The 26,135-nt window shown below is 65.3% G+C and carries 26 protein-coding genes; 18 read left to right on the forward strand and 8 right to left on the reverse strand.

Annotation, left to right across the window (positions count from 1 at the left end):
• The first annotated feature begins 82 nt into the window (after positions 1 to 82).
• From HNR05_RS13430 to HNR05_RS13440, 3 genes are all read left to right on the forward strand, one after another.
• Positions 83 to 766, forward strand: a complete 684-nt coding sequence (locus HNR05_RS13430) for a GNAT family N-acetyltransferase (protein WP_343062596.1) — start codon at positions 83 to 85, stop codon at positions 764 to 766.
• A 93-nt stretch (positions 767 to 859) separates the two neighbouring features.
• Positions 860 to 1,528 carry a TetR/AcrR family transcriptional regulator gene (locus tag HNR05_RS13435; protein ID WP_179579604.1) on the forward strand — a complete coding sequence of 223 codons (669 nt, stop codon included), beginning with the start codon at positions 860 to 862 and terminating at the stop codon, positions 1,526 to 1,528.
• A gap of 13 nt (positions 1,529 to 1,541) precedes the next feature.
• Positions 1,542 to 2,279 carry a glucose 1-dehydrogenase gene (locus HNR05_RS13440; protein ID WP_179579605.1) on the forward strand — a complete coding sequence of 246 codons (738 nt, stop codon included), beginning with the start codon at positions 1,542 to 1,544 and terminating at the stop codon, positions 2,277 to 2,279.
• A gap of 73 nt (positions 2,280 to 2,352) precedes the next feature.
• Here HNR05_RS13440 and HNR05_RS13445 read toward each other — a convergent pair whose 3' ends face one another.
• The 3 genes from HNR05_RS13445 to HNR05_RS13455 form a co-directional block, all read right to left on the reverse strand.
• A complete protein-coding gene (locus HNR05_RS13445) occupies positions 2,353 to 3,534 on the reverse strand; it encodes a globin domain-containing protein (protein WP_179579606.1) in 1,182 nt (393 codons plus the stop codon).
• Positions 3,535 to 3,648: 114 nt separating this feature from the next.
• Entirely contained in the window at positions 3,649 to 4,095 is a 447-nt protein-coding gene (locus tag HNR05_RS13450; protein ID WP_218868897.1) for an RrF2 family transcriptional regulator, read from the reverse strand.
• A gap of 52 nt (positions 4,096 to 4,147) precedes the next feature.
• The gene (locus HNR05_RS13455) at positions 4,148 to 4,669 is read right to left on the reverse strand and encodes an Lrp/AsnC family transcriptional regulator (protein WP_179579608.1); all 522 of its coding nucleotides are present in this window, start codon (positions 4,667 to 4,669) and stop codon (positions 4,148 to 4,150) included.
• Between the two features lie 200 nt (positions 4,670 to 4,869).
• Here HNR05_RS13455 and hisC point away from each other — a divergent pair, with 200 nt between their 5' ends.
• From hisC to HNR05_RS13480, 5 genes are all read left to right on the forward strand, one after another.
• Complete coding sequence (gene hisC / locus HNR05_RS13460) at positions 4,870 to 5,940, forward strand: histidinol-phosphate transaminase (RefSeq protein WP_179579609.1); 1,071 nt, start codon at positions 4,870 to 4,872, stop codon at positions 5,938 to 5,940.
• A gap of 129 nt (positions 5,941 to 6,069) precedes the next feature.
• A complete protein-coding gene (locus tag HNR05_RS13465; protein ID WP_179579610.1) occupies positions 6,070 to 7,074 on the forward strand; it encodes an ABC transporter substrate-binding protein in 1,005 nt (334 codons plus the stop codon).
• Positions 7,075 to 7,113: 39 nt separating this feature from the next.
• Complete coding sequence (locus HNR05_RS13470; protein ID WP_179579611.1) at positions 7,114 to 8,013, forward strand: ABC transporter permease; 900 nt, start codon at positions 7,114 to 7,116, stop codon at positions 8,011 to 8,013.
• A gap of 5 nt (positions 8,014 to 8,018) precedes the next feature.
• Positions 8,019 to 8,810, forward strand: coding sequence for an ABC transporter ATP-binding protein (locus HNR05_RS13475; RefSeq protein WP_179579612.1), 792 nt, complete (start codon positions 8,019 to 8,021; stop codon positions 8,808 to 8,810).
• Positions 8,811 to 8,979: 169 nt separating this feature from the next.
• Positions 8,980 to 9,192: a hypothetical protein gene (locus HNR05_RS13480; protein WP_179579613.1), complete on the forward strand. Its 213-nt coding sequence runs from the start codon at positions 8,980 to 8,982 to the stop codon at positions 9,190 to 9,192.
• A gap of 184 nt (positions 9,193 to 9,376) precedes the next feature.
• Here HNR05_RS13480 and HNR05_RS13485 read toward each other — a convergent pair whose 3' ends face one another.
• On the reverse strand, positions 9,377 to 10,762 hold the full coding sequence (locus HNR05_RS13485; protein WP_179579614.1) for a glycine--tRNA ligase: 1,386 nt from the start codon (positions 10,760 to 10,762) through the stop codon (positions 9,377 to 9,379).
• A gap of 214 nt (positions 10,763 to 10,976) precedes the next feature.
• Here HNR05_RS13485 and HNR05_RS13490 point away from each other — a divergent pair, with 214 nt between their 5' ends.
• Entirely contained in the window at positions 10,977 to 11,390 is a 414-nt protein-coding gene (locus tag HNR05_RS13490) for an NUDIX hydrolase (RefSeq protein WP_179579615.1), read from the forward strand.
• A gap of 287 nt (positions 11,391 to 11,677) precedes the next feature.
• Here the strand turns inward: HNR05_RS13490 and HNR05_RS13495 are convergent, their stop codons facing one another.
• From HNR05_RS13495 to HNR05_RS13505, 3 genes are all read right to left on the reverse strand, one after another.
• Complete coding sequence (locus HNR05_RS13495) at positions 11,678 to 12,586, reverse strand: serine hydrolase (RefSeq protein WP_179579616.1); 909 nt, start codon at positions 12,584 to 12,586, stop codon at positions 11,678 to 11,680.
• 201 nt (positions 12,587 to 12,787) lie between these two features.
• Entirely contained in the window at positions 12,788 to 14,752 is a 1,965-nt protein-coding gene (locus tag HNR05_RS13500; RefSeq protein WP_179579617.1) for a M13 family metallopeptidase, read from the reverse strand.
• A gap of 48 nt (positions 14,753 to 14,800) precedes the next feature.
• Entirely contained in the window at positions 14,801 to 16,150 is a 1,350-nt protein-coding gene (locus HNR05_RS13505) for a zinc ribbon domain-containing protein (protein ID WP_179579618.1), read from the reverse strand.
• Between the two features lie 255 nt (positions 16,151 to 16,405).
• On the opposite strand from HNR05_RS13505, the gene HNR05_RS13510 reads away from it, so the two are divergent.
• The 4 genes from HNR05_RS13510 to HNR05_RS13525 all read left to right on the forward strand — a co-directional run bounded on the left by HNR05_RS13510 (position 16,406) and on the right by HNR05_RS13525 (position 20,389).
• The gene (locus HNR05_RS13510) at positions 16,406 to 16,807 is read left to right on the forward strand and encodes a YccF domain-containing protein (protein WP_179579619.1); all 402 of its coding nucleotides are present in this window, start codon (positions 16,406 to 16,408) and stop codon (positions 16,805 to 16,807) included.
• A gap of 100 nt (positions 16,808 to 16,907) precedes the next feature.
• Positions 16,908 to 18,239, forward strand: a complete 1,332-nt coding sequence (locus HNR05_RS13515; RefSeq protein ID WP_179580984.1) for an MATE family efflux transporter — start codon at positions 16,908 to 16,910, stop codon at positions 18,237 to 18,239.
• A 94-nt stretch (positions 18,240 to 18,333) separates the two neighbouring features.
• The gene (locus tag HNR05_RS13520) at positions 18,334 to 19,698 is read left to right on the forward strand and encodes a TrkH family potassium uptake protein (RefSeq protein WP_425485107.1); all 1,365 of its coding nucleotides are present in this window, start codon (positions 18,334 to 18,336) and stop codon (positions 19,696 to 19,698) included.
• Positions 19,691 to 20,389, forward strand: a complete 699-nt coding sequence (locus tag HNR05_RS13525; RefSeq protein WP_179579620.1) for a potassium channel family protein — start codon at positions 19,691 to 19,693, stop codon at positions 20,387 to 20,389. Before HNR05_RS13520 ends, HNR05_RS13525 begins: the two co-directional genes overlap by 8 nt.
• A 422-nt stretch (positions 20,390 to 20,811) precedes the next feature.
• On the opposite strand, the gene HNR05_RS13530 is transcribed toward HNR05_RS13525, so the two are convergent.
• Positions 20,812 to 21,867 carry a LacI family DNA-binding transcriptional regulator gene (locus HNR05_RS13530; RefSeq protein ID WP_179579621.1) on the reverse strand — a complete coding sequence of 352 codons (1,056 nt, stop codon included), beginning with the start codon at positions 21,865 to 21,867 and terminating at the stop codon, positions 20,812 to 20,814.
• A gap of 129 nt (positions 21,868 to 21,996) precedes the next feature.
• Between HNR05_RS13530 and HNR05_RS13535 the strand changes: the two genes are divergently transcribed.
• The 5 genes from HNR05_RS13535 (at position 21,997) to HNR05_RS13555 (ending at position 26,128) form a co-directional block, all read left to right on the forward strand.
• Positions 21,997 to 23,295 carry an MFS transporter gene (locus HNR05_RS13535; RefSeq protein WP_179579622.1) on the forward strand — a complete coding sequence of 433 codons (1,299 nt, stop codon included), beginning with the start codon at positions 21,997 to 21,999 and terminating at the stop codon, positions 23,293 to 23,295.
• Positions 23,296 to 23,312: 17 nt separating this feature from the next.
• Positions 23,313 to 24,008: an endonuclease NucS gene (nucS, locus tag HNR05_RS13540; RefSeq protein ID WP_179579623.1), complete on the forward strand. Its 696-nt coding sequence runs from the start codon at positions 23,313 to 23,315 to the stop codon at positions 24,006 to 24,008.
• A gap of 256 nt (positions 24,009 to 24,264) precedes the next feature.
• Positions 24,265 to 24,498 carry a hypothetical protein gene (locus tag HNR05_RS13545; RefSeq protein ID WP_179579624.1) on the forward strand — a complete coding sequence of 78 codons (234 nt, stop codon included), beginning with the start codon at positions 24,265 to 24,267 and terminating at the stop codon, positions 24,496 to 24,498.
• Positions 24,495 to 25,283 (forward strand): hypothetical protein, encoded by a 789-nt coding sequence (locus tag HNR05_RS13550; protein ID WP_179579625.1) that lies wholly within the window; start codon positions 24,495 to 24,497, stop codon positions 25,281 to 25,283. Before HNR05_RS13545 ends, HNR05_RS13550 begins: the two co-directional genes overlap by 4 nt.
• Positions 25,280 to 26,128: a hypothetical protein gene (locus HNR05_RS13555; protein ID WP_179579626.1), complete on the forward strand. Its 849-nt coding sequence runs from the start codon at positions 25,280 to 25,282 to the stop codon at positions 26,126 to 26,128. The genes HNR05_RS13550 and HNR05_RS13555 overlap by 4 nt, the downstream gene beginning before the upstream one ends.
• Positions 26,129 to 26,135: the final 7 nt, after the last annotated feature.

Below are 26,135 nucleotides of genomic sequence, written 5' to 3' on the forward strand. Positions count from 1 at the left end.
GAGTTGCCTGTTCTGGCACCACCGCACGTCGTAGGCTGGCCCCGACCGCCGAAAGCCGACCTCGACGGTGGAGAGGTTCACCGTGACGACGCCTGCCGGACTCACCACCCTTCCGTTTGACGCATACCCCCTGCGCACCGATCGCCTGATGTTGCGTCCCCTCACCGACGCCGACGTCGACGACGTGTTCGCCTACCAGTCGGATGCCGAGGTCGTGCGCTATCTCCCCTGGCCTGTGCGCGACCTCGATGAGTCGCGCGAGCACACACTGACGCGCGCCGGTTTCACTCGGCTCGAAAACGACCGCGACGCACTCATTCTCGCGGTCGAGTTACATGGCGAACACGGCGACGGCGACGGCCGCAGCGACGAACACCAGACCGACGAACGTCAGACTGACGAAAGCCAGAACGACGCGGGTGTCAATGATGGCGTGCGTGGCCCTGTCATCGGCGACCTCACCGTCGTTCTCGAGAGCGGTGAGCTCGCGCAAATTGAGATCGGTTGGGTCTTCCATCCCGACTACCAGCGCAAGGGCTACGCCACAGAAGCCGCTCGCGCCCTCCTCGAACTGGCCTTCGCGCACATTGGCGCCCATCGCGTGCTTGCGCGACTGGATCCGCACAACACGGCATCCGTCGCCTTGTGCCAGAGATTAGGTATGCGCCAAGAGGCATATTTCAGAGAGAGCGAGATTTTGAAGGGCGAGTGGGGCGATCTGGCGATCTACGCTCTACTGCGCAGCGAATGGGAAGCCGTTCGCTAACGCCATCTAAGCAACAGGTGTTGCCAAAGTGACAGTGGCGGCGTAACGTGGGGGGAGACCCCACACCGGGGGTTCGCTCCGAAAAGGAATGGCATGGATCCCCGTCGGGAACGCACCCAGGTCGCGCTGCGCGAGGCCATTCTGACCCTCGCCACCGAGCGCGATATCTCGAGCATCACGGTTTCGGATGTCACTCGAGCCGCGGGGATCAACCGAGCAACCTTCTACACACACGCCGAATCGCCCCACGCCTTGCTGGTTGCTGTGCTGCACGCTGAGCTTGCCGCCAGCAAGGCCACTTTTGCCGTGGCAACCGAGCGCGCCGGCGTCACTCCGCGTGACGTGGTGCTCACCACCCTCGACTGGATCGCCGACCACGTCGAGGCTCACGCGGCCATCTACCGATCGGGCCTCAGTCGCAGTTCAGGCCTGCCGCTGTGGCCGCTTCTCACCGAACATTTCGAAGACACGCTCGCCGACTACCTGGGGCACCATCCAGAGTTCCTTCCCGCCTCCCCCGCGGGGCTTTCGCCCGCACTGCTCGCGACCGGCTATGCCGCGTACTCCGCGCATGGCATCGTGGGCGCGATCGCCGCCTGGCTGACCGTGCCGGATCTGGGGTCGCGCGCGCTCTTCACCGAAGTCACCGTCAATTCTCTGGCCGCCTGGTGGACAGGCGTCGCCACACCCCCGTCCGCGGAAGATCCCGCGGCGAATGAAGCACGACGAAGCGGCGGGAACCCCCGTTCGCTCGCCGACTGAACAGGAGAAAACCATGGGACGTCTCGACAACAAGGTCGCACTCATCAGCGGAGGAGCCCGCGGAATGGGCGCCACGCACGCCCGCGCATTCGTCGCCGAAGGAGCACGCGTCGTGCTTGGTGATCTGCTCGACGCGGAGGGTGAGGCCCTCGCCGCCGAACTGGGCGACGCGGCCGCGTACATCCACTTGGATGTCACGAAGCCGGACGACTGGAAGGCCGCCGTCGAGTTCACGGTCGCGCACTTTGGCAGCCTCACTGTTCTGGTGAACAACGCCGGCATCGCCAATGGCGCCCCCATCACGACGTTCCCGCTCGAACTCTGGCAGAAGACGCTCGACATCAACCTGACCGGTGTCTTCAACGGCATCCAGGCAGCCACGCCGGCCCTCGTCGCCGCGGGTCCCGGCGGATCCATCATCAACATCTCGTCCGTTGAAGGCCTCCGCGGCAGCGCCGGCCTGCATGCCTATGTGGCCTCCAAGTTCGCCGTTCGGGGCCTCACCAAGTCGGTCGCGCTCGATCTCGGCCAGTACGGCATCCGAGTCAACAGCGTGCACCCCGGCTTCATCGAGACCGAGATGACCAAGGCCTACGACGCTGCGCAGTTCCAGATTCCGCTCGCACGCGGCGGCGCCCCCGAAGAGGTCTCGAAGATGGTGCTGTTTTTGGCCAGCGATGACAGCAGCTACTCCACCGGTGCCGAGTTCGTCGTCGACGGCGGCATGATCGTGGGAATTCCGCACGCCTGAGCCCGAGCGGCAGCGAAATGCCGACAGGCCCGGCCCGCGGAGGGGCCGGGCCTGTCGTGCCTTCAGATGCGGTTTAGGCCGCGAGCCAGAGGTCGGGGCCGAACACCTCATAGTGAATGTGCGTGGCCGGAATGCCGGCGTCGATGGCCTGCGAGCGCACGGCACGCATGAATGCCAGCGGACCGCAGAGGTAGAGGCGAGCGTCGGCGGGCAGGTCCAGGCCGGCAAGCGACATGTAGCCTTCGGTTGCCTCGGTATCGTCGGCCTTGGCGGTGATGTCTTCGAGCCAGAGTTTCAAATCCGCATTGGGCAGCGCCGCGATGGATTCGCGCATCTGCTCCTTCAACGCCCAGGCATCCTCGGTCGCCTCAGCGTGCAGCACCAGCACTTGCCGGTCGGATCCGACAGCGGCCAAGTTCGCCAGTGCCGACGCGCTCGGGGTGCAGCCGATGCCGGCGGTGGCGAGCACGATTGGAGCACCCGAGGTGTCGATGGTCAGATCGCCGTACGGGTTGGAGAGTTCAACCGTGTCGCCCACGTTGAGGTTTTGGTGCATGAAGGGCGAGACCTCGCCGCCCTCGTCGAACTTCGTTGTGATCACACGCTCGGTGGTCGAGGTGACCGCGTCGCTCAGGGTGTACTGCCGGCACTGACGGATGCCGTCGAGAAGCGGAACGCGCACCGAGACGAACTGGCCGGGCTTGGCAACGGTGACGGCAGTCTCATCGGCGGGGGCGAAACGGAAGGTGATCGAGCCGACTCCGGCGATGGTCTTCGAGACCAGCGTCCAGTCAGTCCAGATTTTGTCGTTAGCCTGCTGGGCGTAGAGGCCCTTCTCAATCTTGATCAGTGCGTCGGCCATCAGCCAATAAACCTCGGTCCATGCCTCGGCGACGGCGGGGGTGACCGCCTCGCCCAGGTCATCGACGATCGCGGCGAAGAGGTGCTCATACACAATCTGGTACTGCTCAGGAGCGATGCCGAGGGAGGTGTGCTTGTGGGCGATGCGGGCGAGCACGGCTTCCGGCAGCGTGCCGGGGTTGTTGACCAGGTGAGTGGCGAAGGCCGCGATGGAACCTGCCAGGGCCTGCTGCTGCGTGCCGTTGTTCTGATTGGCGCGGGAGAAGAGTCCGTCCAGAAGCTCCGGTCGAGCCGCAAACATCCGCGAATAGAACTTCGGGGTGATGTGCGAGATGCGCTCACCGATGATCGGCAGAGTGGCCTCAATGACCGGACGGGACTTCTCAGACAGCATGGGGTGGCTCCTTAGCGAAGAGGCGGTGCATATCTTGTATCTGTTATGCAAGATTGAATACCTAAGTTCTACGCCGCGTAGAAGTTAAGTGCAAATCGACGGTTCCGCGGCGTGTCAGCGCAGAACGGGAAACGGCAGCAGGCGCCGGGACGCCGGGCCGGTGAGGTCTTCGATGCGCAGCAGATCGAGCTCGGCGTAGAACGCTTCACGAGCACGGCGCAGCGCACCGCGCAGTGTGCACTGGGCAATTAGGGGGCAGGCGACTCCGGTCTCGGAGACGCAGTCGACAACGTCATCGCGCACATCGAGGTCGCGCATCAACGTGCCCACCGCGAGCTGGAGCCCCCGGGCGCTGATCTGCGACCCGCCGTACCGACCGCGGGTCACCTCGATGGCCTGGCGATTGCGCAACTCGAGAACAGCCTTGGCCACATGGTTGTAGGGCACGCCGATCTGCTCGGCAATCTCCCGGGTGGTGATCAGTTGATCAGGGCGGGAACCGAGCAGCATCAGTGTGCGCAGGCACACATCGGCGAAGGCGCTGAGTTTCACGCTTCCCATTCTTGCAGGATCCCCTGGGCGGCTTCTCGGCGCGGCATCCGCCCGCTGGGCCCTACCGGAGTGGGCGCTTGGCCGGGGCGGATGCCGCAGAGGCGCTGTCGGCCGCCGCTACTTCGAAGACCGGCAGGATGCGGTTCTCGAACTGGGTCGTGAGCACAATCGAGCTGCGGGTGCGTTTGACGACCTTGGTGCGCATCATGGTGTCGAACACGCGCTGCAGATCGCGGTTCGATCGGGCGACGATGCGCAGCACGATGTCGCTGTCACCCGAGGTCGTATACATGTCCAGAATCTCGGGAATCTGCTGCAACCACTCCAGGGCTGTGGCATGCCCGAGATCCTGATCGATCTCCACATGACAGATCGCCGTTACCGGAAAGCCGAGGGCTGCCGCATCAAGCGTCGGCTCAAACCGAGTAATGACCCCGGTTTCATGCATACGGTTGAGCCTGGCCTGCACGGTGGGCCGCGCGACGCCCAGCCGCTTGGCGGCCTCGACCACGCTGATGCCGGGCTCGTCGGTGTAAAGCTTCACGATGGAATAGTCGAGGGCATCGACGCGCTGAGGACTCATTGGCCTTACAATCTGTCAGGATTCTCGGGGCTTTGCTGCTGCAAACGGTACAGCATGTGGTGTCATAAAGTAACAAGTTGCTCGCCCCTGTCAGTCTCGCTAGCATCGGCAACACTGTCGCCGCTGACATTCGTGTTGTGGCGCATCCCCCAGCGCACTCCCCACCGAGTGCGGCGCACCACACACTAAGGGCACACAGCATGGTTTTTCAGCGTGACGCGATCTCGAAACTTCCCGCCTACAAGCAAGGCGTCGCTCCCGGCGACAGCGGAGCCGTCAAGCTGTCCAGCAACGAGAACCCCTTCGCTCCGCTGCCGTCCGTCGTGACGGTTATCGCCGAAGCGTTATCGACCATCCACCTCTACCCGAGCATGTCGGCACCCGAGCTCACCGAACGCCTGGCCGCCCGCTACGACATCGATGCCGAGAACCTGGCGTTCGGCGCCGGTTCGGTCGAGGTTGCCTCCCAGCTCATTCACGCCAGCGCCGGCGCAGGCGACGAGGTCATTTTCGCTTGGCGTTCGTTCGAGGCCTACCCGATTCTGGTCCAGGTCGCCGGCGCCACCCCGATTCCCGTACCGCTGACGGATGGCGACCGTCACGACCTCCCCGCGATGGCCGCAGCCATCACGGCCCGCACACGCCTGATTTTTGTCTGCAACCCGAACAACCCCACCGGTGCCACGGTCACCACCGCCGAAATGCACGACTTCCTGGCCCGCGTGCCCGAGAACGTGCTCGTCGTCATCGACGAGGCCTACGTGCACTTCAACCGCGACCCCGACTCGGCCATCGGCCTCGACTTCTTCAAGCAGTACCCGAACGTGGCCGTGCTGCACACCTTCTCGAAGGCCTACGGCCTGGCCGGCCTGCGCTTGGGCTACGCCATTGCGCCGGCATCCGTCGCGGCCAACCTGCGCCGCGTCTCGGTGCCGTTCGGGGTCTCCGACCTTGCCCAGCGCGCCGGTGTGGCCTCGCTCGATGCCGAGCACGAACTCAACCTGCGCGTCGACATCCTGGTTGACGAACGCACCCGAGTGCTTGCGGGCTTGCGCGCCCAGGGTTGGACCGTCGCCGACTCGCACGCCAACTTCGTCTGGCTGCGCACCGGCGACGACACCGATCGTGTGAACGCGGCATTGATTGAGCAGGGCATCCTGGGCCGGGCGTTTCCGGGCGAAGGGATTCGCGTCTCGACCGGGTCAATTGAGGCGAATGATCGCTTTCTCGCCGCAGCCGCGTCGCTCGCGAGTGGCAGCCCTGGTCAATAGAGGGTCTTCGCCTCTGTAAAACTTGTCAGTATCGCGTCCGATCGGAAGCGGGACTGCTCAGACGAACGGTCCCACCGTCGGGCTCGTTTTGCATCACCCTGGCACAGCATTCAAAGGAGAATCCGCACCATGAACCGCACCAAAACTCTGTCCGCGCTCGGCCTGCTCGCCGCAGGCGCCCTCGCCCTCTCCGGCTGCGCAAGCGCCGCTTCGTCGGATGCCGACAAGGGCTCGGACTCGAAGATGATCACGATCGGTATCACCCAGATCGTGGCTCACCCGGCGCTGGATGCCGCACGCGACGGCTTCAAAAAGGCTTTCGCCGACGCCGGCTACGTCGAGGGCACCGACGTCACCTTCGACGACCAGAACGCGCAGGGCGACCAGGCGACCGCCAGCACGATCGCCGCGAAGTTCGCCGCCGACAAGGTCGACCTCGTGCTCGCAATCGCCACTCCGACCGCGCAGGCCGCAGCCCAGACCATCACCGACATCCCGATCCTGTTCACGGCAGTGACCGAACCCAAGGAGGCCGGCCTCGTTGACTCGTGGGAGGCCCCTGGCGCAAACGTCACCGGCACCAGTGACCTCAACCCGGTCAAGGACCAGCTGCAGCTGATCAAGGATGTACTGCCCGATGCCAAGACCGTCGGCATCATCTACAGCTCGGGTGAAGTCAACTCGGACGTTCAGGTCACCATGGCCAAGGACGCGGCGAAGGAACTCGGCCTGACCATCAAGGAAGCCACGGTCACGGTCGCCGGCGAGGTCAGCCAGGTTGCCGAGTCGCTCGGCGACGTTGACGCGTTCTACATCCCGACCGACAACAAGGTCACCGAGGGCATCTCCGCTCTGATTCAGGTTTCTGAGGCCAAGGGCATTCCGCTGTTCGGTGCCGAAGGCGGACAGGTCGAGAGCGGCGCTCTCGCCACCTACGGCATCGACTACTCCGACCTGGGCTACCAGACCGGTCTCATGGCGATCCGTGTTCTCAAGGAAGGTGCCGACCCGGCAACCATGCCCGTCGAGACCCTCGAGAAGATCTCTCTGATCATCAACAAGGGCGCGGCAGAGCGCATGGGCGTCACCATCCCGGCATCCGTGCTCGATGCGGCCGACCAGACCGTCGGCTAACCGGCGATCTCGGTTACGTCACTGAAGAAGGATTGAACTATGACTGCGGCGGTCGAACTGGGCCTGCTTTACGCGACGATGGCCCTGGGCGTCTATTTGACGTTCAAGGTGCTCAACTTTCCCGACCTCACGGTCGACGGAAGCTTCACCACCGGGGCGGCCGTCGCAGCCAAACTCATCATTGACGGCGTTCCGGCCATCTGGGCCACCCTCGCGGGGGCAGCGGCCGGAGCGATCGCGGGGGTCGTCACGGGCCTGCTCTATACGAAGGGGAAGATCGACGGCCTGCTGGCCGGCATCCTCACGATGATCGCGCTGTATTCGATCAACCTGCGGATCATGGGTAAATCGAATCTCCCGCTTCTGCGGGAGGAAACCCTGTTCACCCCGCTGCGTGACGCAGGGCTGATGGGCTCGATCTCGAGCATCCTGATCTTCGCCGGCATCGCCGTGGTGATCAAGCTGATCATCGACTGGTTCCTGCACACCGACCTGGGCCTGTCGATTCAAGCCACAGGCAACAACGCGCAGATGATCCGCAGCTTTGGCGTCAACACGGATCGCACCACGATTCTGACGCTCGCGATCTCGAACGGCCTCGTCGCCCTCTGCGGTGGCCTCATCGCGCAGTACCAGGGCTTCGCCGACGTCGGAATGGGCATCGGCCTGATCCTGATCGGTCTCGCCTCGGTGATCGTCGGCCAGGCCGTCTTCGGCAGCCGCACGATCTTCATTGCGACGACCGCGGTGATTCTGGGCGCCATCATCTACCGCGTGGTGATTTTCCTCGCCTTGGGCGCGGGCCTGAACCCGAACGACATGAAGCTCATCTCGGCGGTGCTCGTCGTGGCCGCGCTCTTGCTGCCGCGCTGGGGGTTCCTGAAGAAGGTTCCGACCCTGCGGCAACTCACCTCCCGCACCATAGTGAAGGCAGGTTAGTCGACATGCTGAGAATCGAACACATCACCAAGACGTTCTTCCCGGGCACGGTCAACGAACGCATCGCCCTGAACAACGTCTCGCTGCACCTGGCACCCGGCGATTTCGTCACGGTGATCGGCAGCAACGGTGCAGGCAAGTCAACACTGCTGAACGCCATTGCCGGAAAGCTCACTCCCGAGACCGGAACGATCTCGATCGCCGGCAAGAACGTCAGCAAGCTGCGCGACTACGGCCGCGCTACCTACATCGGCCGAGTGTTCCAGGATCCGATGGCCGGCACGTCGCCCGACCTCACGATCGAGCAGAACCTGGCCATCGCACTGCGTCGCGGCGCCCCGCGGGGTCTCTCCCAGGCCGTGACCAAGAAGCGTCGCGCGCTCTTCGCCGAGGAACTGCTGGCGCTTGAGCTGGGTCTCGAGAAGCGCCTCAAGGCGAAGGTCGGCCTGCTCTCCGGCGGCCAACGCCAGGCGCTCTCTCTGCTCATGGCCACCTTCACGCAGCCGCGCATCCTGCTGCTCGACGAGCACACCGCCGCGCTCGATCCCCAGCGAGCCGAGCTGGTCACGCGCCTGACCAAGAACATCGTCGAGAAAGATCGTCTGACGACGCTGATGGTCACGCACAACATGGAACAGGCGCTGCGCGTGGGCAACCGGCTCATCATGATGCACGACGGTCACATCATCTTCGACGCCGACGAGGCCCAGAAGCGCACGCTGACCGTCAAGGATCTGCTCGCCGAGTTCGAGAAGATCAAGGGCGCGGTTCTCGACGACCGCACGCTGCTGGTCTAAATCGCACGCTTTCGCTCGCACGCTGAAAACGGATGCCGCCCCACTGTTTGTGGGGCGGTATCCGTTTTATGGAACGCAGGGGTCTGAATTGGACAACGATCCTCGCCACAGGCCACACTCGAATACACCGGTGACGACGTCGCCAGAATCACTCGACAGGAATTCCCAGATGACGAACGAGAGACCGACAGCTCGTCGGCCCAGCGACCCGCCGATTCCCACCGACACCGCACCGCCCGCCGAGACGGTGGAGCCGGCACACGTCTGGAGTGTGCGACGCCGTTGGCTGCTCGCTTTGGCCATCATGCTCCCGGTCACGATCACGCTAGCCGTGCTGGCCGTCTACGCCCCTGCCGCGTTCGACTTTTTGACCGGCCGATAGCCCGCACCACGACTCGCTGGTCGAGAAGCGGATGTCACGACTGAGGGCGCACACATCACACCGAGAGTCGCCGTTTCTGCCGAGTGACCCCGTTACAGCGGAGATTCTGGGCAGGAACGGGGACACTCGGCGCGGGTCGGGCGCGTGAGGCGCGGGTCGGCGCGGGTGGGCGCGGGTCGGCGCGTTAGGCGCCGCGCAGGCGCTCCGCCAGGAAGGCGTAGAGGCCGGCCAGCGGCACGCGCTCCTGCTTCATGGTGTCGCGATCGCGCACGGTCACGGCCTGGTCTTCGAGCGAGTCGAAGTCGACCGTCACACAGAACGGGGTGCCGATCTCGTCCTGGCGGCGGTACCGACGGCCGATCGCACCGGCGTCATCGAAGTCGACGTTCCACGATTCGCGCAGGCTGGCGGCGAGCTCACGAGCCATCGGCGAGAGTGCTTCGTTCCGCGACAGCGGCAGGATCGCGACCTTGACCGGGGCCAGGCGCGGGTCGAGGCGCAGCACGGTGCGCTTGTCGACGCCACCCTTCGCGTTCGGCACTTCTTCTTCGTCGAACGCGTCGACGAGGAACGCCATCAGCGAGCGGGTCAGACCGGCTGCCGGCTCGATCACATACGGGATCCAGCGCTCGTTCTTGGTCTGGTCGAAGTACGAGAGGTCCTTGCCGGATGCCTCGGCGTGCGTCTTCAAGTCGAAGTCGGTGCGGTTGGCGATGCCCTCGAGTTCGCCGAACTCACTGCCGGGGAAGCCGAAGCGGTACTCGATGTCGACGGTGCGCTTGGAGTAATGGGAGAGCTTCTCGGCGGGGTGCTCGAAGAAGCGCAGGTTCTCGGGCTTGATGCCGAGGCCGGTGTACCAGCTCATGCGCTGTTCCATCCAGTATTCCTGCCACGTCTCATCCGTGCCGGGCTCGACGAAGAACTCCATCTCCATCTGTTCGAACTCACGGGTGCGGAAGATGAAGTTTCCCGGTGTGATCTCGTTGCGGAAGCTCTTGCCGATCTGGCCGATGCCGAACGGCGGCTTTTGGCGCGAGGCCTGCAGCACGTTGGCGAAGTTCACGAAGATGCCCTGCGCGGTCTCGGGGCGCAGGTAGTGCATGCCGGCCTCGTCGTCGACCGGGCCGAGGAAGGTCTTGAGCAGGCCCGAGAACGCGCGCGGCTCGGTCCAAATGTGACGGTTTCCGCAGTTCGGGCAGGGCAGGTCGTCGAGGCCGTTCTCGGGAGCGCGGCCCTTCTTCTCTTCGAATTCCTCGATCAGGTGGTCGGCGCGAAAACGCTTGTGACAGCTGGTGCACTCGACGAGTGGGTCGCTGAAAACCTCGACGTGGCCGGATGCTTCCCAGACCTTACGCGGCAGGATAACCGACGAGTCGAGGCCCACGACGTCGTCGCGGGACTGCACCATGAAGCGCCACCACTGCTTCTTGATGTTCTCCTTGAGCTCGACGCCGAGAGGTCCGTAGTCCCAAGCGGAACGCGATCCGCCGTAGATTTCACCCGCCTGGAAGACGAACCCGCGGTGGCGGGCGAGGGCAATGACGGAATCGAGGCGGGACGGTGCGGCCACGGTGGCTCCAATGGTCGAGGTCGGGCGAAAGCCCGGAAATGGGTGATGACCTATTTTAGCCAACCTGAATGGGACCGACGGACAGCCCGTATCTGTCCCCGGATTCGGACATTCCCCGGTTTCCCGGCGCGTCACGCTGGGGCGCGCGGCGTGTTGCTCGGGGATCCGAATCCGGGGACACGAATCACGCCGCGGCATCCGCTTGAATAGACGGATGAGTTCTCCCGCACTTCCCGACATTCTGGTGGCGGCCATCGCCCTCGTGCGCGACCGCCGGGTGCTGATGGTGACGGCTCGCGGGCGCGATGTCTTTTTCATGCCCGGCGGCAAGATCGACCCGGGCGAGACGCCCGTGCAGGCCGCGGCGCGTGAGGCATTCGAAGAGGTCATGCTGCGCCTCGACCCCGACGAGCTCACCGAGCTCTTCACCGTTGCGGTGCAGGCGCACGGCGAACCCGACGGGCGTCTGGTGCGCATGGTCGTCTTCGGCGCCGAAACGGATGCCGCGCCCGAAGCGTCGGCCGAGGTCAGCGCGCTGCACTGGGCCAACTCCGCGGACCTCTCCCGTTGCCCGCCGGCGGGCGCCGAAGTGCTGCAGAACCTCGCTGCCCTCGGCCTGATCGACTAGATTCGCCGCTCAGTCGCACCTGGTCAGGCCCGTCGATGCCGATCTCGAGACCCGTCACGGGGTCTCGACAAGCTCGACCAGCGTTCGTTGGTCGAGCCCGTCGAGACCCGGGGCCACCCCGTTGGTCGAGCCCGTCGAGACCCGGGACCACCCCGTTGGTCGAGCCCGTCGAGACCCGGGACCACCCCGTTGGTCGAGCCCGTCGAGACCCGGGACCACCCCGTTGGTCGAGCCCGTCGAGACCCTGGGCCGCACCCCGCCGGTCGAGACCCGGTGCCGCACCCGAGCTAGTGCACGTACTCCAGAAGGTCGAGGCCGACCTGGCGCATGCCGTCGAGCACGGCCAGCCGCGCGATGATGCCGGTGTCGGCAAATGACATCGACACCGAGTAGGTGACGCCCGCCCGGGGCCCCCGCAGGATGCCGACCTCGCTGCGCACTCCAGAATCCGAACCGGTCTTGTTCACCAGCAGCAGACCGTGGTCGGCGAAGCGGTGAGCGTGCGGATCCAGGCCAAACGCACTGGCCACCATCGACTGGTCGGAGTTGAGTGACAGCCAGCCGAGCACGCGCTCGCTCACGTCGGCATCCACGATCTCGCCACGCGCCAGGGCGGTGAACAGCCAGGTGAGTTCTTTGGCGCAGCCGAGCGAGAACTGGGGGGCGTCATCGGGGCCGCGCTGATCGCGCACCAGATCGAGCAGGGCCGAGCGGGTCAGGCCGAGCTGGTCGACGCGGGCACGCACCGCATCGAGTCCCACCGCCCGAATGAGCACGTTCGTGGCCAGATTGTCATTGGTGGCGCCGACGAGTGCGGCCAGGTCGGCGACCGGCAGCGACGGCGCCTGCAGGTGCTGCCACACGCCGGTGCCGGCGACCGAGTCGTCGGCGGTGCGATCGAGCAGGGTGTACATACCAAAATCGGCGTCGCGCAGCTTCGCGGCAACCTCGATCAACAGCAGCACCGTGCCGATGCCAGCCGTCGGCATGACGACGTGGTCGTCGACCGAGAACAGTTCACGCCCCGACACGAGATCGACGGCACGGGCAGATACCTGCACGCCGTTCAGGGCCAGTTCACCGAGCGAGTGGAACCCGCGGGAGAACTTCTCGTGGCTTTCGGCACCGCCGTGCTTACCCCGTCGCTCGGCCGAATGCCGAGAACGGCGGTCGGATTCCTGGGCTGGCGTAGCCATGTCGGCAGTCCTTCGATTAATGGAGCGGGATTTCCCTCGATCAGACTACTTCAAGGCTCTGACAATCGTCCGATCTCTGCAGAGCTTCGTGATGCCGCACCACGTCACATCCCGCGAGAGTGCAGTTGTTGGGTTCTCAGCGGGCTCAGAACCCCAACAACTGCACTCTCGCGGAGAGAGAGAGAGAGAGAGAGAGAGGAACTACCAGATGGTGACGCGAGCCTCCGGGTCGAGCCAGAGCGCGTCATCCGGCGTGACACCAAACGCCTCGTAGTACGCGTCGATGTTCGAGACGATCTGATTGCAGCGGAATTCATTCGGCGAGTGGGGGTCGATCGCCAGCAGACGGATGACTTCCTCATCACGCGCCTTCATCTGCCAGGCCTGGGCCCACGACAAGAAGAAGCGTTCGGCGGCAGTGAACCCGTCAATCACCGGCGGCTCGTCGCCCTTCAGCGAGAGCAGGTAGGCCTTCCACGCGATGGAGAGCCCACCGAGGTCGCCAATATTCTCGCCGATCGTGAGCGCGCCGTTCACGTGGTGATCCGGCACCTGCTGGGGGGCGAGGGCGTCGAACTGGGCGATCAGCGAGCTCGTGCGCTCCTCGAACGCGGCCCGGTCGGCCTCGGTCCACCAGTCGGTGAGGCGCCCGTCGCCGTCGTATTTTGACCCCTGGTCATCGAAGCCGTGGCCAATCTCGTGCCCGATCACGGCACCGATGGCGCCATAGTTGGCCGCGGCATCCCGGCCCTCGTCGAAGAACGGAGCCTGCAGAATCGCGGCCGGGAAGACGATCTCGTTGAAACCCGGGTTGTAGTACGCGTTGATGGTCTGCGGGGTCATGAACCACTCGTCGCGGTCGAGCGGCTTGCCGATCTTGCCCAGCTCGCGCTGGAACTCGAACTCACTCGTCGCCCGCACGTTCGCGATCAGGTCACCGGCGTCGATCGACAGGGTGCTGTAGTCACGCCACTTCACCGGGAAGCCGATCTTGGGCGTGAACTTGTCGAGCTTGTCGAGGGCACGTTCCCGGGTCTCGGCAGTCATCCAGTCGAGGTTCGTAATGCTCTCGCGGTAGGCCTCGACCAGGTAGCCGACGAGCACATCCATGCTCTCCTTCGCGGACGGCTTGAAGTGACGCTCCACGTAGATCCGGCCGACGGCTTCACCGAGCGCGCCCTCGACGAGCGAGACGCCCCGCTTCCACCGGTCGCGAATCTGCGGGGTTCCGGTGAGGGTGCGACCGTAGAAGTCGAAGTTTGCCGCGACGAAATCACTCGACAGATAGGCCGCGGATGCCCGGATAATCTGCCAGCGCAACCAATCTTTCCATCCCTCGAGACGGGGCTCGGTGAGGGTTTCGGCGAGCCCGCTGATGAAGCTCGGCTCCCGCACGACCACCTCCGCGAACGCACCGGCCGGGGCGTCGAGCCCGGTCAGCCAGAGGTCGAGGTCGGCGCCGGCAGCGAGCGCCGACACCTGGTCCCAGGTGCGCAAGTTGTAGGTTTTCTCGCTGTCGCGCGTGGCGACGTTGTCCCAGTGATAGCCGGCCAACGTCGTTTCGAGATCGAACACCCGGTCGGCGTGCTCGGCGGCATCCGTGAACCCGGCCAGACCGAACATCGTCGTCAGAAACTCGCGGTAGGCGTCCCGCACCGAGGCGAACTTCTCGTCGCGGTAGTAGGACTCGTCGGGCAGGCCGAGCCCGCTCTGCGTCACGAAGATCAAGTAGCGCTCGGGATCCCCCGGGTCGTTGTCGACGTAGAGCCCGAACGCACCGGGCACGCCGGAACGCTCAAGACGTCCAAGCGTGCTGAGAAAGTCGGGAATCGAACGGATGCCGTCGACGGTCGCCAGGTCGGCGGCGAGCGGCGTCGCGCCGAGCTGCTCGATGCGGTCCTCGTCGATGAAGCTGGCGTAGAGGTCGCCGAACTTGCGTTCCTCGGTGCCGGCCGGCGCCGACTGCGCCTCAAGAATGATCTCTTGTACCGCCTTCTCGGCGCCCTCGGCGAGCAGATAGAACGAGCCCCATCTGGCCTTGTCAGCCGGAATGTCGCTGCGTTCAATCCATTTGCCGTTGACGTGGCGGAACAGGTCGTCGTGCGGGCGGATGGCGGTGTCGAGTTCCGCCCTGTCGATACCGGATGCGAGGGAAGCGTCAGTCATGAACCCACCCTATGCGGTGGGTGGGCTCACGCGTTCTTCTTGTGGTTGCTACTCGTCGTAGTAGTGGGAATCGGAGTCGAATGTGATCGTCGGCTCAGGTCCGGACAGGTCGACTACTCCGCTGAAGCTGAACTCTTGCGTGGACGTTTCCGGTGACGGGTTGAAGACTCCGGCCGTGTAGCGAGCAGTGGCCACACCCCATTCGATGTTCGAGAAGCGAAATTCGTCGGAGCCATTCGTGTTCACGAGCTTGATCACGGGCTTCACGTCGAGTGTCCATGAGATCCCCGTGACTGACGTGGACCACGCGTAGGCGGAGAACGGGCAGCCCGCCGGTTTCAGAATCGTCGCAGCGACGCAGCTCGCGAGCCATGCATCCGTATGCTCCTGAACCGTGGCAGTCAGGGCATCGGTGGGTGCAACCGTCAGAGTCGCCGACGAAAAGATGTTGTTCGCGAAGTTGGCCTCGACGATTTCGGGCTTAACCGTCACCCATTTCAGGTCGTCGGCGGCACCGATTGTGTAGGTGCCCGGGAAGACCGGAAGCGTTACCACTCCCCGGCTACTGCCAAATACCTTCGCCGCCAAATCGACCCCGTTCACCTGCACCTCGGCCAGCGATGACGGTACGTCGACGCTGATCGTCGGCAAATTGACCGTGTCGAGAGTCCACTCGTCGAAGACGACCGCGCTGCGCCCGGTCAGGGTGAGCGTGTAGTTCATCGGATACTTGGAGCCATTTTGATCGATCTCGACGGCGACGGATGCCTGCTTGTCGGCTACGGCGACATCGGTGATCGTGAATCCCGTGATGCGATCTTCGGCGCCGCTCAGCACCTTGTTCGTCAGCAGTGCCCGCGCGGAGTTCGGCGCGTTGATCTCGCCCAGCGCCATCGCCCCGGCCGCGTCGCCGGCGACCACACGGGACAGATAGTTTTCAACCTTCTTTTCCGGGCTGAATGCCGACTGGTTGATCACCGACAGTGCGATCGCTGCGCCGCCGAGAAGCACGACCGCGCCGCCCAGGACTGCCGAGATGAGCAGCACACGCTTGCGCGCTTGTGGCGACATCGGCGTCGCCGTTGGCCCACCGGGTGCACCAGCGCCGCCGGGCTGACCGAGCTGGAGGTAGGCGGGCTGCGCGGGCGCCTGCTGTGCGAAGGGCTGCGACGGCGAGGCCGGCGGAGCCGGAGGTGCCGGAGGTGCCGGAGGGAGCGACACCGACGCGGGCGGTGCCGGAGGCAGCGGAGCCGACGCGGGCGGAGCCGGAGGCAGCGGAGCCGACGCGGGCGGAGCCGGAGGAAGCGGCGCAACGGCAGGGTCAAGCCGTGCCTTCCCGCACGCGGTACAGAACTTACCCGTTTGATCGTTGGCGCCGCAGTGCGTACAAGTAGTCAAGATCATCCCCTTCTCAAGGCACGACCGTCTTCGCCCCCCGGGTTCACCATAGTGGGCGAACTCAATCGGCCGACAACGTTCGCGCTCCCTCGCTCTCAGCGATCACAGGTCCGGCCGCGGGCCCGACCACGGGTCCGGCCACAGACCCGTCCGAGCGCCCGACCTCCGGGCAACCACGTTTCGTCGCATCTCACAACGGGATTCACGGCATACCCCCGCCCGATTCACCCGCCTGTGTGCTTGGATTGCATCATCATGAACACCGTCCTGAATGTCATTTGGCTGGTGCTTTCGGGCTTCTGGCTGTTTCTGAGCTACCTGCTCGCCGGAATCATCTGCTGCATCCTGATTGTGACGATTCCGTTCGGAATCGCCTCCTTCCGCATCGGCGTCTACGCACTCTGGCCGTTCGGCCGCCGCGTTGTCAGCAAGCCGGATGCGGGCGTTTTCTCGTTCCTCGGCAATGTCATCTGGGTGCTCGTGGCCGGGATCTGGATTGCGATCGAGCACATCGTGAGCGGCATTGCGTTGTGCATCACCATCATCGGCATCCCGCTCGGCATCGCGAACTTCAAGATGGTGCCCATCGCGCTGATGCCGCTGGGCAAGGAAATCGTCGACGCAAACGACTCGCGGGCGCTCTCATACTCGCGCTGAGCGGTGGCCGACTGCGTTTTTGCCCCCGCAGCAGCAGCAGCAGTGACAGCCCGTCGGGTCTCTGACCGTGACCACACCGCCCCGAAACTAGACTCGACGCATCAGTATTCTTCGCCGCGCCCCCCTGGATCATGAGATCCTGCGGCTCGCCGTTCCCGCTCTGGGCGCGTTGATCGCCGAGCCCCTCTTCCTGCTGGCCGATTCGGCCATGGTCGGCCATCTCGGCGAGATTCCGCTCGCCGGCCTCGGCCTGGCCAGCGCGGTGCTGCAGACGATCATCGGACTGATGGTCTTTCTGGCCTACAGCACGACCCCGGCCGTGGCCCGCTGGTTGGGCGCCGGCGACCGCCGCCGCGCGGTCTCGGTCGGCATCGACGGCCTCTGGCTTGCGCTCGGCCTCGGCGTCGTGCTCGCGGTCGCCGGCTGGTTTGCGACCCCGGTTCTGGCCGGGGCGTTCGGCGCCAGTGCGGAGGTCACCGCGGCAGCCAGCAGCTACCTCGGCATCTCGATGTTCGGCTTGCCCGCAATGTTGCTGGTCTTCGCGGCGACAGGCCTGTTACGGGGCCTGCAAGATACCCGCACTCCTCTTTACGTGGCCGGATTCGGCTTCGGCGCGAACATTCTGCTCAACTTGTGGTTCATCTACGGACTCGGACTCGGCATCGTCGGATCAGCCGTCGGCACGGTCGTCGCGCAGTGGGCCATGGTCGCCGTCTACATCGTCGTGATCGTGCGGCATGCGCGGCGCACCGGTGCGCCTCTGCGCCCGCACCGCTCCGGGATGCTGCGGGGAGCGGCATCCGGCGGCTGGCTGTTCCTGCGCACGGTGAGCTTGCGCGCGGCGATGCTGCTGGCCGTCTTCGTGGCGACCCGCCTGGGTTCGCCCGAGTTGGCCGCGTTCCAAATCGCGATGACCCTGTTCGCGACGCTCGCCTTCGCCCTCGACGCCTTCGCCATCGCCGCTCAAGCACTCGTCGGCCGCGGGCTCGGAGCCAATGATGTGGTCAGCGTGCGTGCGGTGCTGCGCCGATGCCTCGAGTGGGGAATCGCCTGCGGAGCGGTTCTCGGCCTGGCGCTGATCGCCGTCAGCGGAGTTCTCGGCACGCTCTTCACGAACGCAACGGATGTCGCCCAACTCCTCCCGCCGACCCTGATCATTCTGGGTCTCTCGGTTCCCCTCGGCGGAGTGGTCTTCGTGCTCGACGGCGTTCTGATCGGGGCCGGTGACGCGCGCTATCTGGCGCTGACGGGCCTGGTCAACGTCGCTGCATTCGTGCCGTTCGCGCTGGCCGTGCTGTTCCGTGCTCCTCCCGGTGCGGCCGGGCTGGCCCTGCTGATGGCAGCTTTCGCGTTCGGCTATCTGGGTGCGCGGGCGGTGACGCTGGGCCTGCGCGCTCGCGGATCCGCCTGGCTGGTCACAGGCACGGGGTAACCGAGGTCACAGATGGCCTTAGTGTTGTCGCGTGAGCATTCCCGGCATCGGCCCCCGCACTCGGGGCGCTGGGCGCACCGCGAAACGGACCCCCGTGCGCGTCAACCCCATCCGTCGTCATGCACTCCGGCGCGGCGTGCGGCTCAAGCCGGCGCAGGCGATCGTGAGCGGATTCGCCTCAGCGATCCTCATCGGGACCCTCCTGCTCATGTTGCCGATCGCGACGGTCGGGCCGGCCGGAGCGACATTCCTTGAGGCACTGTTCACCGCAACGTCGGCCGTGTGCGTGACCGGCTTGACAGTCGTTGACACGGCAACCGCCTTCACTCCGTTCGGGCACCTCGTGATCCTCCTGCTCATCCAGGTGGGCGGCCTGGGGATCATGTTCTTCGCGGCGGTGTTCGGTCTGGTGCTCGTGCGCAAACTCACCCTGAGCTCGCGATTGACGACCGCGGTCGAGACGAAGACGGTCGGCATCGAGGATATGCGTGGCCTGCTGCGCGGCATCTTGATCATCACCGTCGTGATCGAGGGCGGCGTCGCGATTCTGCTCGGTCTGCGGTTCTGGCTGGGTTACGGTCACAGCCTGGCCGAGTCGGCGTGGCTGGGCCTCTTCCACGGCATCTCCGCATTCAACAACGCCGGCTTCTCCCTCTTCAGCGACAGCATCACGGGCTTCGCCACCGACCCGTTGATCTCCTTACCCATCTGTCTGGCGATTATTCTCGGTGGCCTCGGGTTTCCCGTCATCATGCAGTTGCGCAAGCAGATCCGCTCACCACTGCGCTGGAATCTGAACACCAAGCTCGTGCTCACCGGAACCGCCGTGTTGCTGGTGGCCGGAACCGTCTATATCACCGCGATCGAGTGGAACAACCCGGCAACGCTGGGGCCATTGGATGCGGGAGGCAAGATCCTGGCCGGATTCTTTCAGTCGGTGCAGACCCGAACCGCGGGTTTCAACAGCATCGATATTGGCCAGATGAACACGGCGTCACTGCTCGGCATGGATGTGCTCATGTTCATCGGCGGTGGTCCGGCCGGCACCGCCGGAGGCATCAAGCTCACGACCTTCGCCGTGCTCTTGTTCATCATGATCACCGAGCTGCGTGGCCATGGCGCCGTGAACATCTTTCACAAGCGACTCTCCCGTGCCGTGCACCGCCAGGCGATCACTGTCGTACTGCTCTCGGTGGGCGCCGTCATGACCGGAACGATCGTGCTCATCTTGGTCACCGACCTCAGCCTGGATGTGCTACTTTTCGAGGCCACCTCCGCCTTCGGCACGGTGGGTCTCTCGACCGGTATCACCGCCGGGCTTCCCCCCGTCGGGCAGATCGTTCTCATCCTCTTAATGTTCATCGGACGTCTCGGCCCACTCACCCTCGGCAGTGCCATCGCCCTCGCCGAGCGCAAGATCCTCTACGAATATCCCAAGGAAAGGCCGGCCGTTGGTTAGATTATCGTTTTCGCCCCGCGACTCCACCCGCCGCATCGCCGAAGCCGATTCGGTCGCGGTGATCGGGCTCGGCCGATTCGGCAGCGCTCTGGCGCTGGAGCTGATGGACTACGGCACCGAGGTGCTCGGCATCGACTCGAGTGAAGAGATCGTGCAGGCCCATAACGGACTGCTCACGCAGGTCGTGCGTGCCGACTCCACCAAAGAGGAAGCCCTCCGCCAGCTTGCGGTGCACGAGTTCGACCGGGTGGTCGTGGCGATCGGCAGTGACATCAAGGCCAGCATCCTGACCGCATCGCTCCTGCTGCGGTTCGAGGTCCCCGTGGTCTGGGCCAAGGCCCTCGACGATCAGCACGGCCTGATTCTCGAGCAGTTGGGGGTCGGCCACGTCGTCTACCCCGAGACGTCAATGGGAAAGCGGGTTGCCCACCTCGTGCGTGGCGCGGCCATGGACTTCATCGAGATCGACCGGGACTATGCAATCGTCAAGACCAGCCCGAACAGCGTGGTCATTGGCCGCAGGCTCGGCGACACCGGCGTGCGGGCAAGCTACGGCATCACGGTCACCTCGGTGCGACGCGAAAACGGCGCCTGGGCGAATGCGGATGCCGACACGATCTTGCAGGAGACCGACACCATTCTGGTGGCCGGCCCGATTCGTAAGGCCGAGGAGTTCGCGCAGCTGCGCTGATCCTCCTCGCCCTGCGCCCGCACGCCTCCGCCCGCCAGTCCGCCTCCTCCCGCACGCCTCCTCCTGCACGCCTCCCCTGCACGCCTCCTCCTGTCGGCCCGCCTCCTCCTGCCAGTCCGTCTCCTCCCGCACGCCTCCTCCTGCCAGTCCGCCTCCTCCCGCACGCCTCCTCCCGCCGACTTCTGTCCCGCGATTCGGAAGATGGCGCGACACGCCGCGGAACCCGGGTGCGACACGCCGCAAACGCTCGGGATATCCGAATCGCGGGACAGTGCAGAGACGAAGTGACGGGGTGCAGATGCACGGCGCGCGTGGGGAAGAGCGGTGGGAATCGGGCTCTGGCGCGCGGAACTACTGCCCCCGGCAACGTGTCAGGCCCGCGGTCGCAGGTCGGGCCGGCGATAGGTCGGGCCGGCGATCTGTCAGGCCCGCGGCGCCGCCGTCGTATTCCCGCGGTGGAATACGCTCGTGAAGCGAACGGAGGCCGGGGTCTCGCCGGCCAGCATCCGCAGCACCGCTTCACCCGCCGCCTGGCCCTTCGCCACGGCCGGCTGCACGAGTGTCGTGAGGTCATAGGGCGCCAAGCCGTCGACGCGCACACCATCGAAACCGACGACGCTCAGGTCGGCGGGAACGGCCAGGCCGAGCTCTTCGGCCGCGCGGATGACACCGGCCGCGAGAAGGTCGCTCTGGGCGATGATTGCGCTCGGACGACGGGCCGGGTCGTGCAGCAACATGCGGCCGGCGGCCAAGCCCTCTTCGATGGAACTGGCGGCGGCACTTACTGCATGCAGCTCGGGGAATACATCGCGCGCGCCAGCCAGGCGGTCCGCGGCGGTTCCCGCCGGGATGCCTTGCTCGCGCTCGATGGTGACTCGGCCGCGCGTGCGCCGTTCGTCGATCGGCAGCGTCACCATGCTCACCGTGCGGTGCCCAAGCGCGAACAAGTGTTCCGCCGAGGCGCGGGTGGCCTCGCGGTTGTCGAGCAAGATTTGCAGCACGCCCGCTCCGGCATCCCCCTCGATGACCACGATCGGAATGCCACGCTGAGTGAGCACGGCGACGGCGTGCCCGAGCCGCGGGCTACAGCCAAAGAGCACGACGGCGTCGACGGGAGCACTTTCGATGCTCACTGCCCCGTCTCCGGTGTCGGTGAGCAGAAGCAGACCGGCGCCGAGCGGGCCGATTCCGTCCGCGATGCCGTCGAGCATGGCGAGCATAATCGGATCCCGAAACGCCTCGCTCACACGTTCTTCGACGATCACTCCGACGATGCCCGAGCGGCCCCGGCGCAGTGACTGCGCCCGGGGATCCGGTCCGGCATAGTCGAGCTCTGCGGCCGCGGCCAGCACCCGCTTGCGGGTCGCGCCAGACACCGGGCCGGAGCCGCTGAATGCCAACGAGGCCGTCGAGGGCGAGACTCCGGCGAGCCGCGCCACGGCAGCCAGCGTTGGACGGGAATTCGCGTCGTGAGTCATCGGTGTCCTTGCGGCCGGGGTGAGTTGTCGGATAGCTTAGTCGAATCGATTCGATCGAATCGATTCGATACTTTTCATGCTTCAGGATCCTTCGCCATGCCACAGCCGTCATCCCCTTCTGGCAGTGCCATGCCCCCGCCCACCGCAGGCGGAACCCAGCCCGCGCGGCCCCGCGCCAACACCACAGAAAGCGTCGCCGCCTCCTCAAGCGCGGCCGCCCCTCCTGGCTCTACCCGCGGCACGCCGCCCGAACTCCTCCGCTGGCGCAATGCCATCTACGCAATTTTCCTGCTCAGCGGGCTGTGCATTGCCAGCTGGGTCTCTCGCGTGCCGGCCGTGCGCGACAACCTGCAGCTGAGCACCGCCGAGGTCGGCATCTTGATCTTCGGCCTCTCGGCCGGCAGTGTGATCGGCCTCATCGCCGCCACCGGGATGTTCGCCCGCCTCGGCGCCCGCCGCGCCATGCTCACCAGCGTCTGCATCTCGGCCATCGGCCTGGTCGGCCTGGGCGTGACGTCCACGCTGGTGCCCTCGTTCCCCGGCGCGTTCATCGCCCTGGCCTTCGTCGGCTTCGGCATGGGCTCGCTCGACGTCATGATGAACATCGAGGGCGCGGCGGTCGAACGTGAAATCGGCAAGACCCTTATGCCGTTCATGCACGCCTGCTTCAGCTTCGGCACCGTGATCGGCGCGCTCATCGGGGCCGGCGCATCCGCCCTGGGCGTTCCTGTGGCCTGGCACCTCATCGGCATGGCCGCGCTCATTCTCACCACGGCGATCGTCGCGGTGCGGTTCGTTCCGTTGCGTAGCGAACTCGGCGATGTGACGGATGCGCCCGCTCTCGCCTGGCGCGCCCGCCTGCGTGAGGGCCTCGCGGTCTGGTCCGACCTGCGACTTCTGCTGATCGGCGTCGTCATGCTCGGCATGTCGTTTGCGGAGGGCTCGGCCAACGACTGGATCGCCCTGGCCTCCGTCGACGGACACGGCATGAGCAAGACCGACGGCGCCATCGTCTTCGGTGTCTTCGCCGTCGCCATGACCGCCGGGCGGGTGCTCGGCGGGCCCATCATCGATCGCTTCGGCCGCGTTCCCGTGCTGCGCGCCTGCGCGCTCATGGGTGTCGGCGGGTTGCTGCTCTTCATCCTCGCCCCGGCCGCCTGGATGCTCTACCTCGGCACGGTGCTCTGGGGCATCGGCGCCTCGCTCGGCTTCCCCGTGGGCATGTCCGCCGCCGCCGACGACCCCAAGCACGCGGCCGCCCGGGTGAGCGCCGTGGCGATCATCGGTTACAGCGCGTTTTTGGTGGGCCCGCCCGTGCTCGGCCTACTCGGGGAGGCCTTCGGCATCCTGAATGCGCTCTTCCTGATTCTGGCGCTGATGGTGCTGGCCGGCCTGGCCGCCCCGGCTGTGCGCGAACGCACACTCTGAGCGGTTAAGCTCGTCGGATGCGTCTCGTAGTAGCCCAGTGTTCCGTCGACTATGCAGGGCGCCTCAACGCGCACCTGCCTCTGGCCACCCGTGTGCTCATGCTCAAGGCCGACGGCAGTCTGCTGATCCACTCCGACGGCGGCTCGTACAAGCCGCTCAACTGGATGAGCCCGCCGTGCACACTGGCCGAGGTCGAGCTGGAAGATGACCAAACGGATGCCGGCATCACCGCCATCTGGAAGGTCACCCACGCGAAGACCGCCGACGAGCTCACCGTGAACATCTACGAGGTGCTGCACGATTCGGCGCATGAACTCGGCATCGACCCCGGCCTGATCAAGGACGGCGTCGAGGCCCAGCTGCAGAAGCTGCTCGCCGAGCACATCCACCTGCTCGGCGACGGGCACACGCTCGTGCGCCGGGAATACATGACGGCGATCGGGCCCGTCGACATCCTCGCGCAGGACGCCAGCGGCGCCTCGGTGGCCGTCGAGCTGAAGCGCCGCGGTGACATCGACGGCGTCGAGCAGCTCACGCGCTACCTCGAACTGATGAACCGCGACCCGCACATTGCGCCGGTCAAGGGTGTTTTCGCCGCCCAGGAGATCAAACCGCAGGCCAGAAAGCTCGCCGAGGACCGTGGCATCCGCTGCCTGCTGCTCGACTATGACGCCATGCGCGGCCTGGACGACACGCAAACGAAGCTGTTCTAGGCATTTCGCGCGCCGTCCGGCCGAGCTCGCTACCGCCCCCCCAATGTGGGGGAATCTTTTGGGGTTTTACCTAAAAGCCTGATCAAGGTCGTAAATAGCAGTGCGCCCTTTGACCCTCAACCGGGCCCGAACTGCAAGGATAAAGACACAGGGTTCGGTAAAAGCGCATCGCACTCTGACCATCGGGGGAGGTACTGAATGCTCCCGTCGAGAGCGCCATCTCGCTTCGGGGTGCGCGCTGATCTGAGGAGCAGATGTGAGCGTCACCCTGAACGTCGACGATGAGCAGACCCCCGGACTCAACGCAAGTGGCCAGCCTGATCCCGCCTACGCGGCCAGTCTGGGCCTCGTCCCCGCCCCGAATGGGCGTCGCGCCGCCGCGTTCAACATGGATGCGTCAATTTGGGTGCTGCCGGCGCTTCCGGCGATCATCGGCTACCTCGATTCCGCTGTTTCGCACGTCCCCCGGAAGGTTCTACAACAGGCATGACAGCGACCGACTACGCCCAAAGTGTCGAGAAGACACCCGGAGAGTTCTCCTGGCGGAAACTCGAACGACACGCTTACGATTCCTACCCGCAGATCCCGCCGCTGCTCGACGCCCTCGGAACCGATCTGGACGGCAGGAAGAAGACTCCTCGCCTGATCGGCATTGTGGGTGGCCTGGTGATGCTCCCATTTCTATGTCTGTACTACATCGGCCCAATGATCACCGCCGGCATCCTCCTCGTCGGCTCACAAGTGCACGCGGCCCCGAATGTGATCCTCGCCTGGGCCGGGGCCATCGCAGTCTGGCAAATCATCTTCCGCATCAAGGAATGGGTACACGCGGCCCACGGCGGCGAACCCGCCGCCCTTGTCGAGTCGCTACTGACGTACATCAACACCTTCTTCGCCGCCACCACCGCCTGGGCCGCTTACATGTTCGTTGACACGTACCACCCCGTAGGCGTATGGCTGTACTTCATTTTGTTCCTTCTGATGACGTTCGCCTGCCTGACCTCGACGATCATGATGGCTCGCCGCGGACGCGCCCACGACCGCGGCGAACTGATCTTCACCCTCAGCGCCGAATCCGCCGTGAACGCCGCAATCGGCCGCCTCCCCGAAGAAGAGAGAGACGCAATCAAGAACGACCTGGCAACCGCACTCGAGACCCTCGCCACCGCAGGGGTCATCAGCACGAACGATCAAACCGACGCCCTCCGCCAGCCCCCCGGCGACCTGGCATCGTGGCGTTGGTATCGCGAACCACGCTCGAGGCAACCCAAATGAACGCACTCGACGAACACCCGCCATCCACAATGACAGCGACCGACTACGCCCGAAGTGTCGAGGCGACTCCCGGAGAGTTCTCCTGGCGGAAACTCGAACGACACGCCTACGATTCCTATCCGCAAATCACGGCGATGCTTGACATCGTCGTGGCGGAGCTCGACAGCGTGAGGGTTTCACGCTGGCGCAACGGACGGTGGACCGGGGCCGGGCTGTTCATCGTCGTGATGTACTTTGCACCACTCCTGATCGCCGTAATCCTCCGCCTCGCCGGCGAGGAAGTGAACGACGACCCGAATACGCTGCTCAAGTGGGCGGCAACCCTGACCATCGGGCAGATCTTCTTCCGCATCTGGGAATGGGTGCGGGCCGCCCGCGGCCGCCGACCAGCCGTCAACGACCTGAGGCTGATGGTTGCCGCCACCCTCTTCGCCTTCGCCGCCTCGGCCTGGGGCGGTTATATTGGCGCTTCCGACTACCTGCCTGAAAGAGCCTGGCTGTATGCCCTGTTGTTCCTCCTGATCACCCACGTCTGCCGGGCCGCCACGGTCATGATGATTGCCCGGGGCCGCGCCCGCGAACGAGGCGAACTCGCCTTCACGCTCAGAAGCCACTCGGCTGTGACTGCCGCAATCGCCCGCCTCCCCAAAGAGGAACAAGACAAGATCAAAAAAGACTTGGCAACCGCGCTTAAGCTCCTCGCCACAGCAGGGGTGATCAGCACGAACGACCAATCCGACGCCCTCACCCGAGGCCTCGGCAACCTGGCGCCGTGGCGTTGCTCTGACGCCCCCCTGAAACCGCGCATCAACTCGATCGACGCCCCTGAAGCCCCCCACCTCTAAAGAGAGC

It is taken from the genome of Leifsonia psychrotolerans (assembly GCF_013410665.1).
Classification (GTDB): domain Bacteria; phylum Actinomycetota; class Actinomycetes; order Actinomycetales; family Microbacteriaceae; genus Cryobacterium; species Cryobacterium psychrotolerans_A.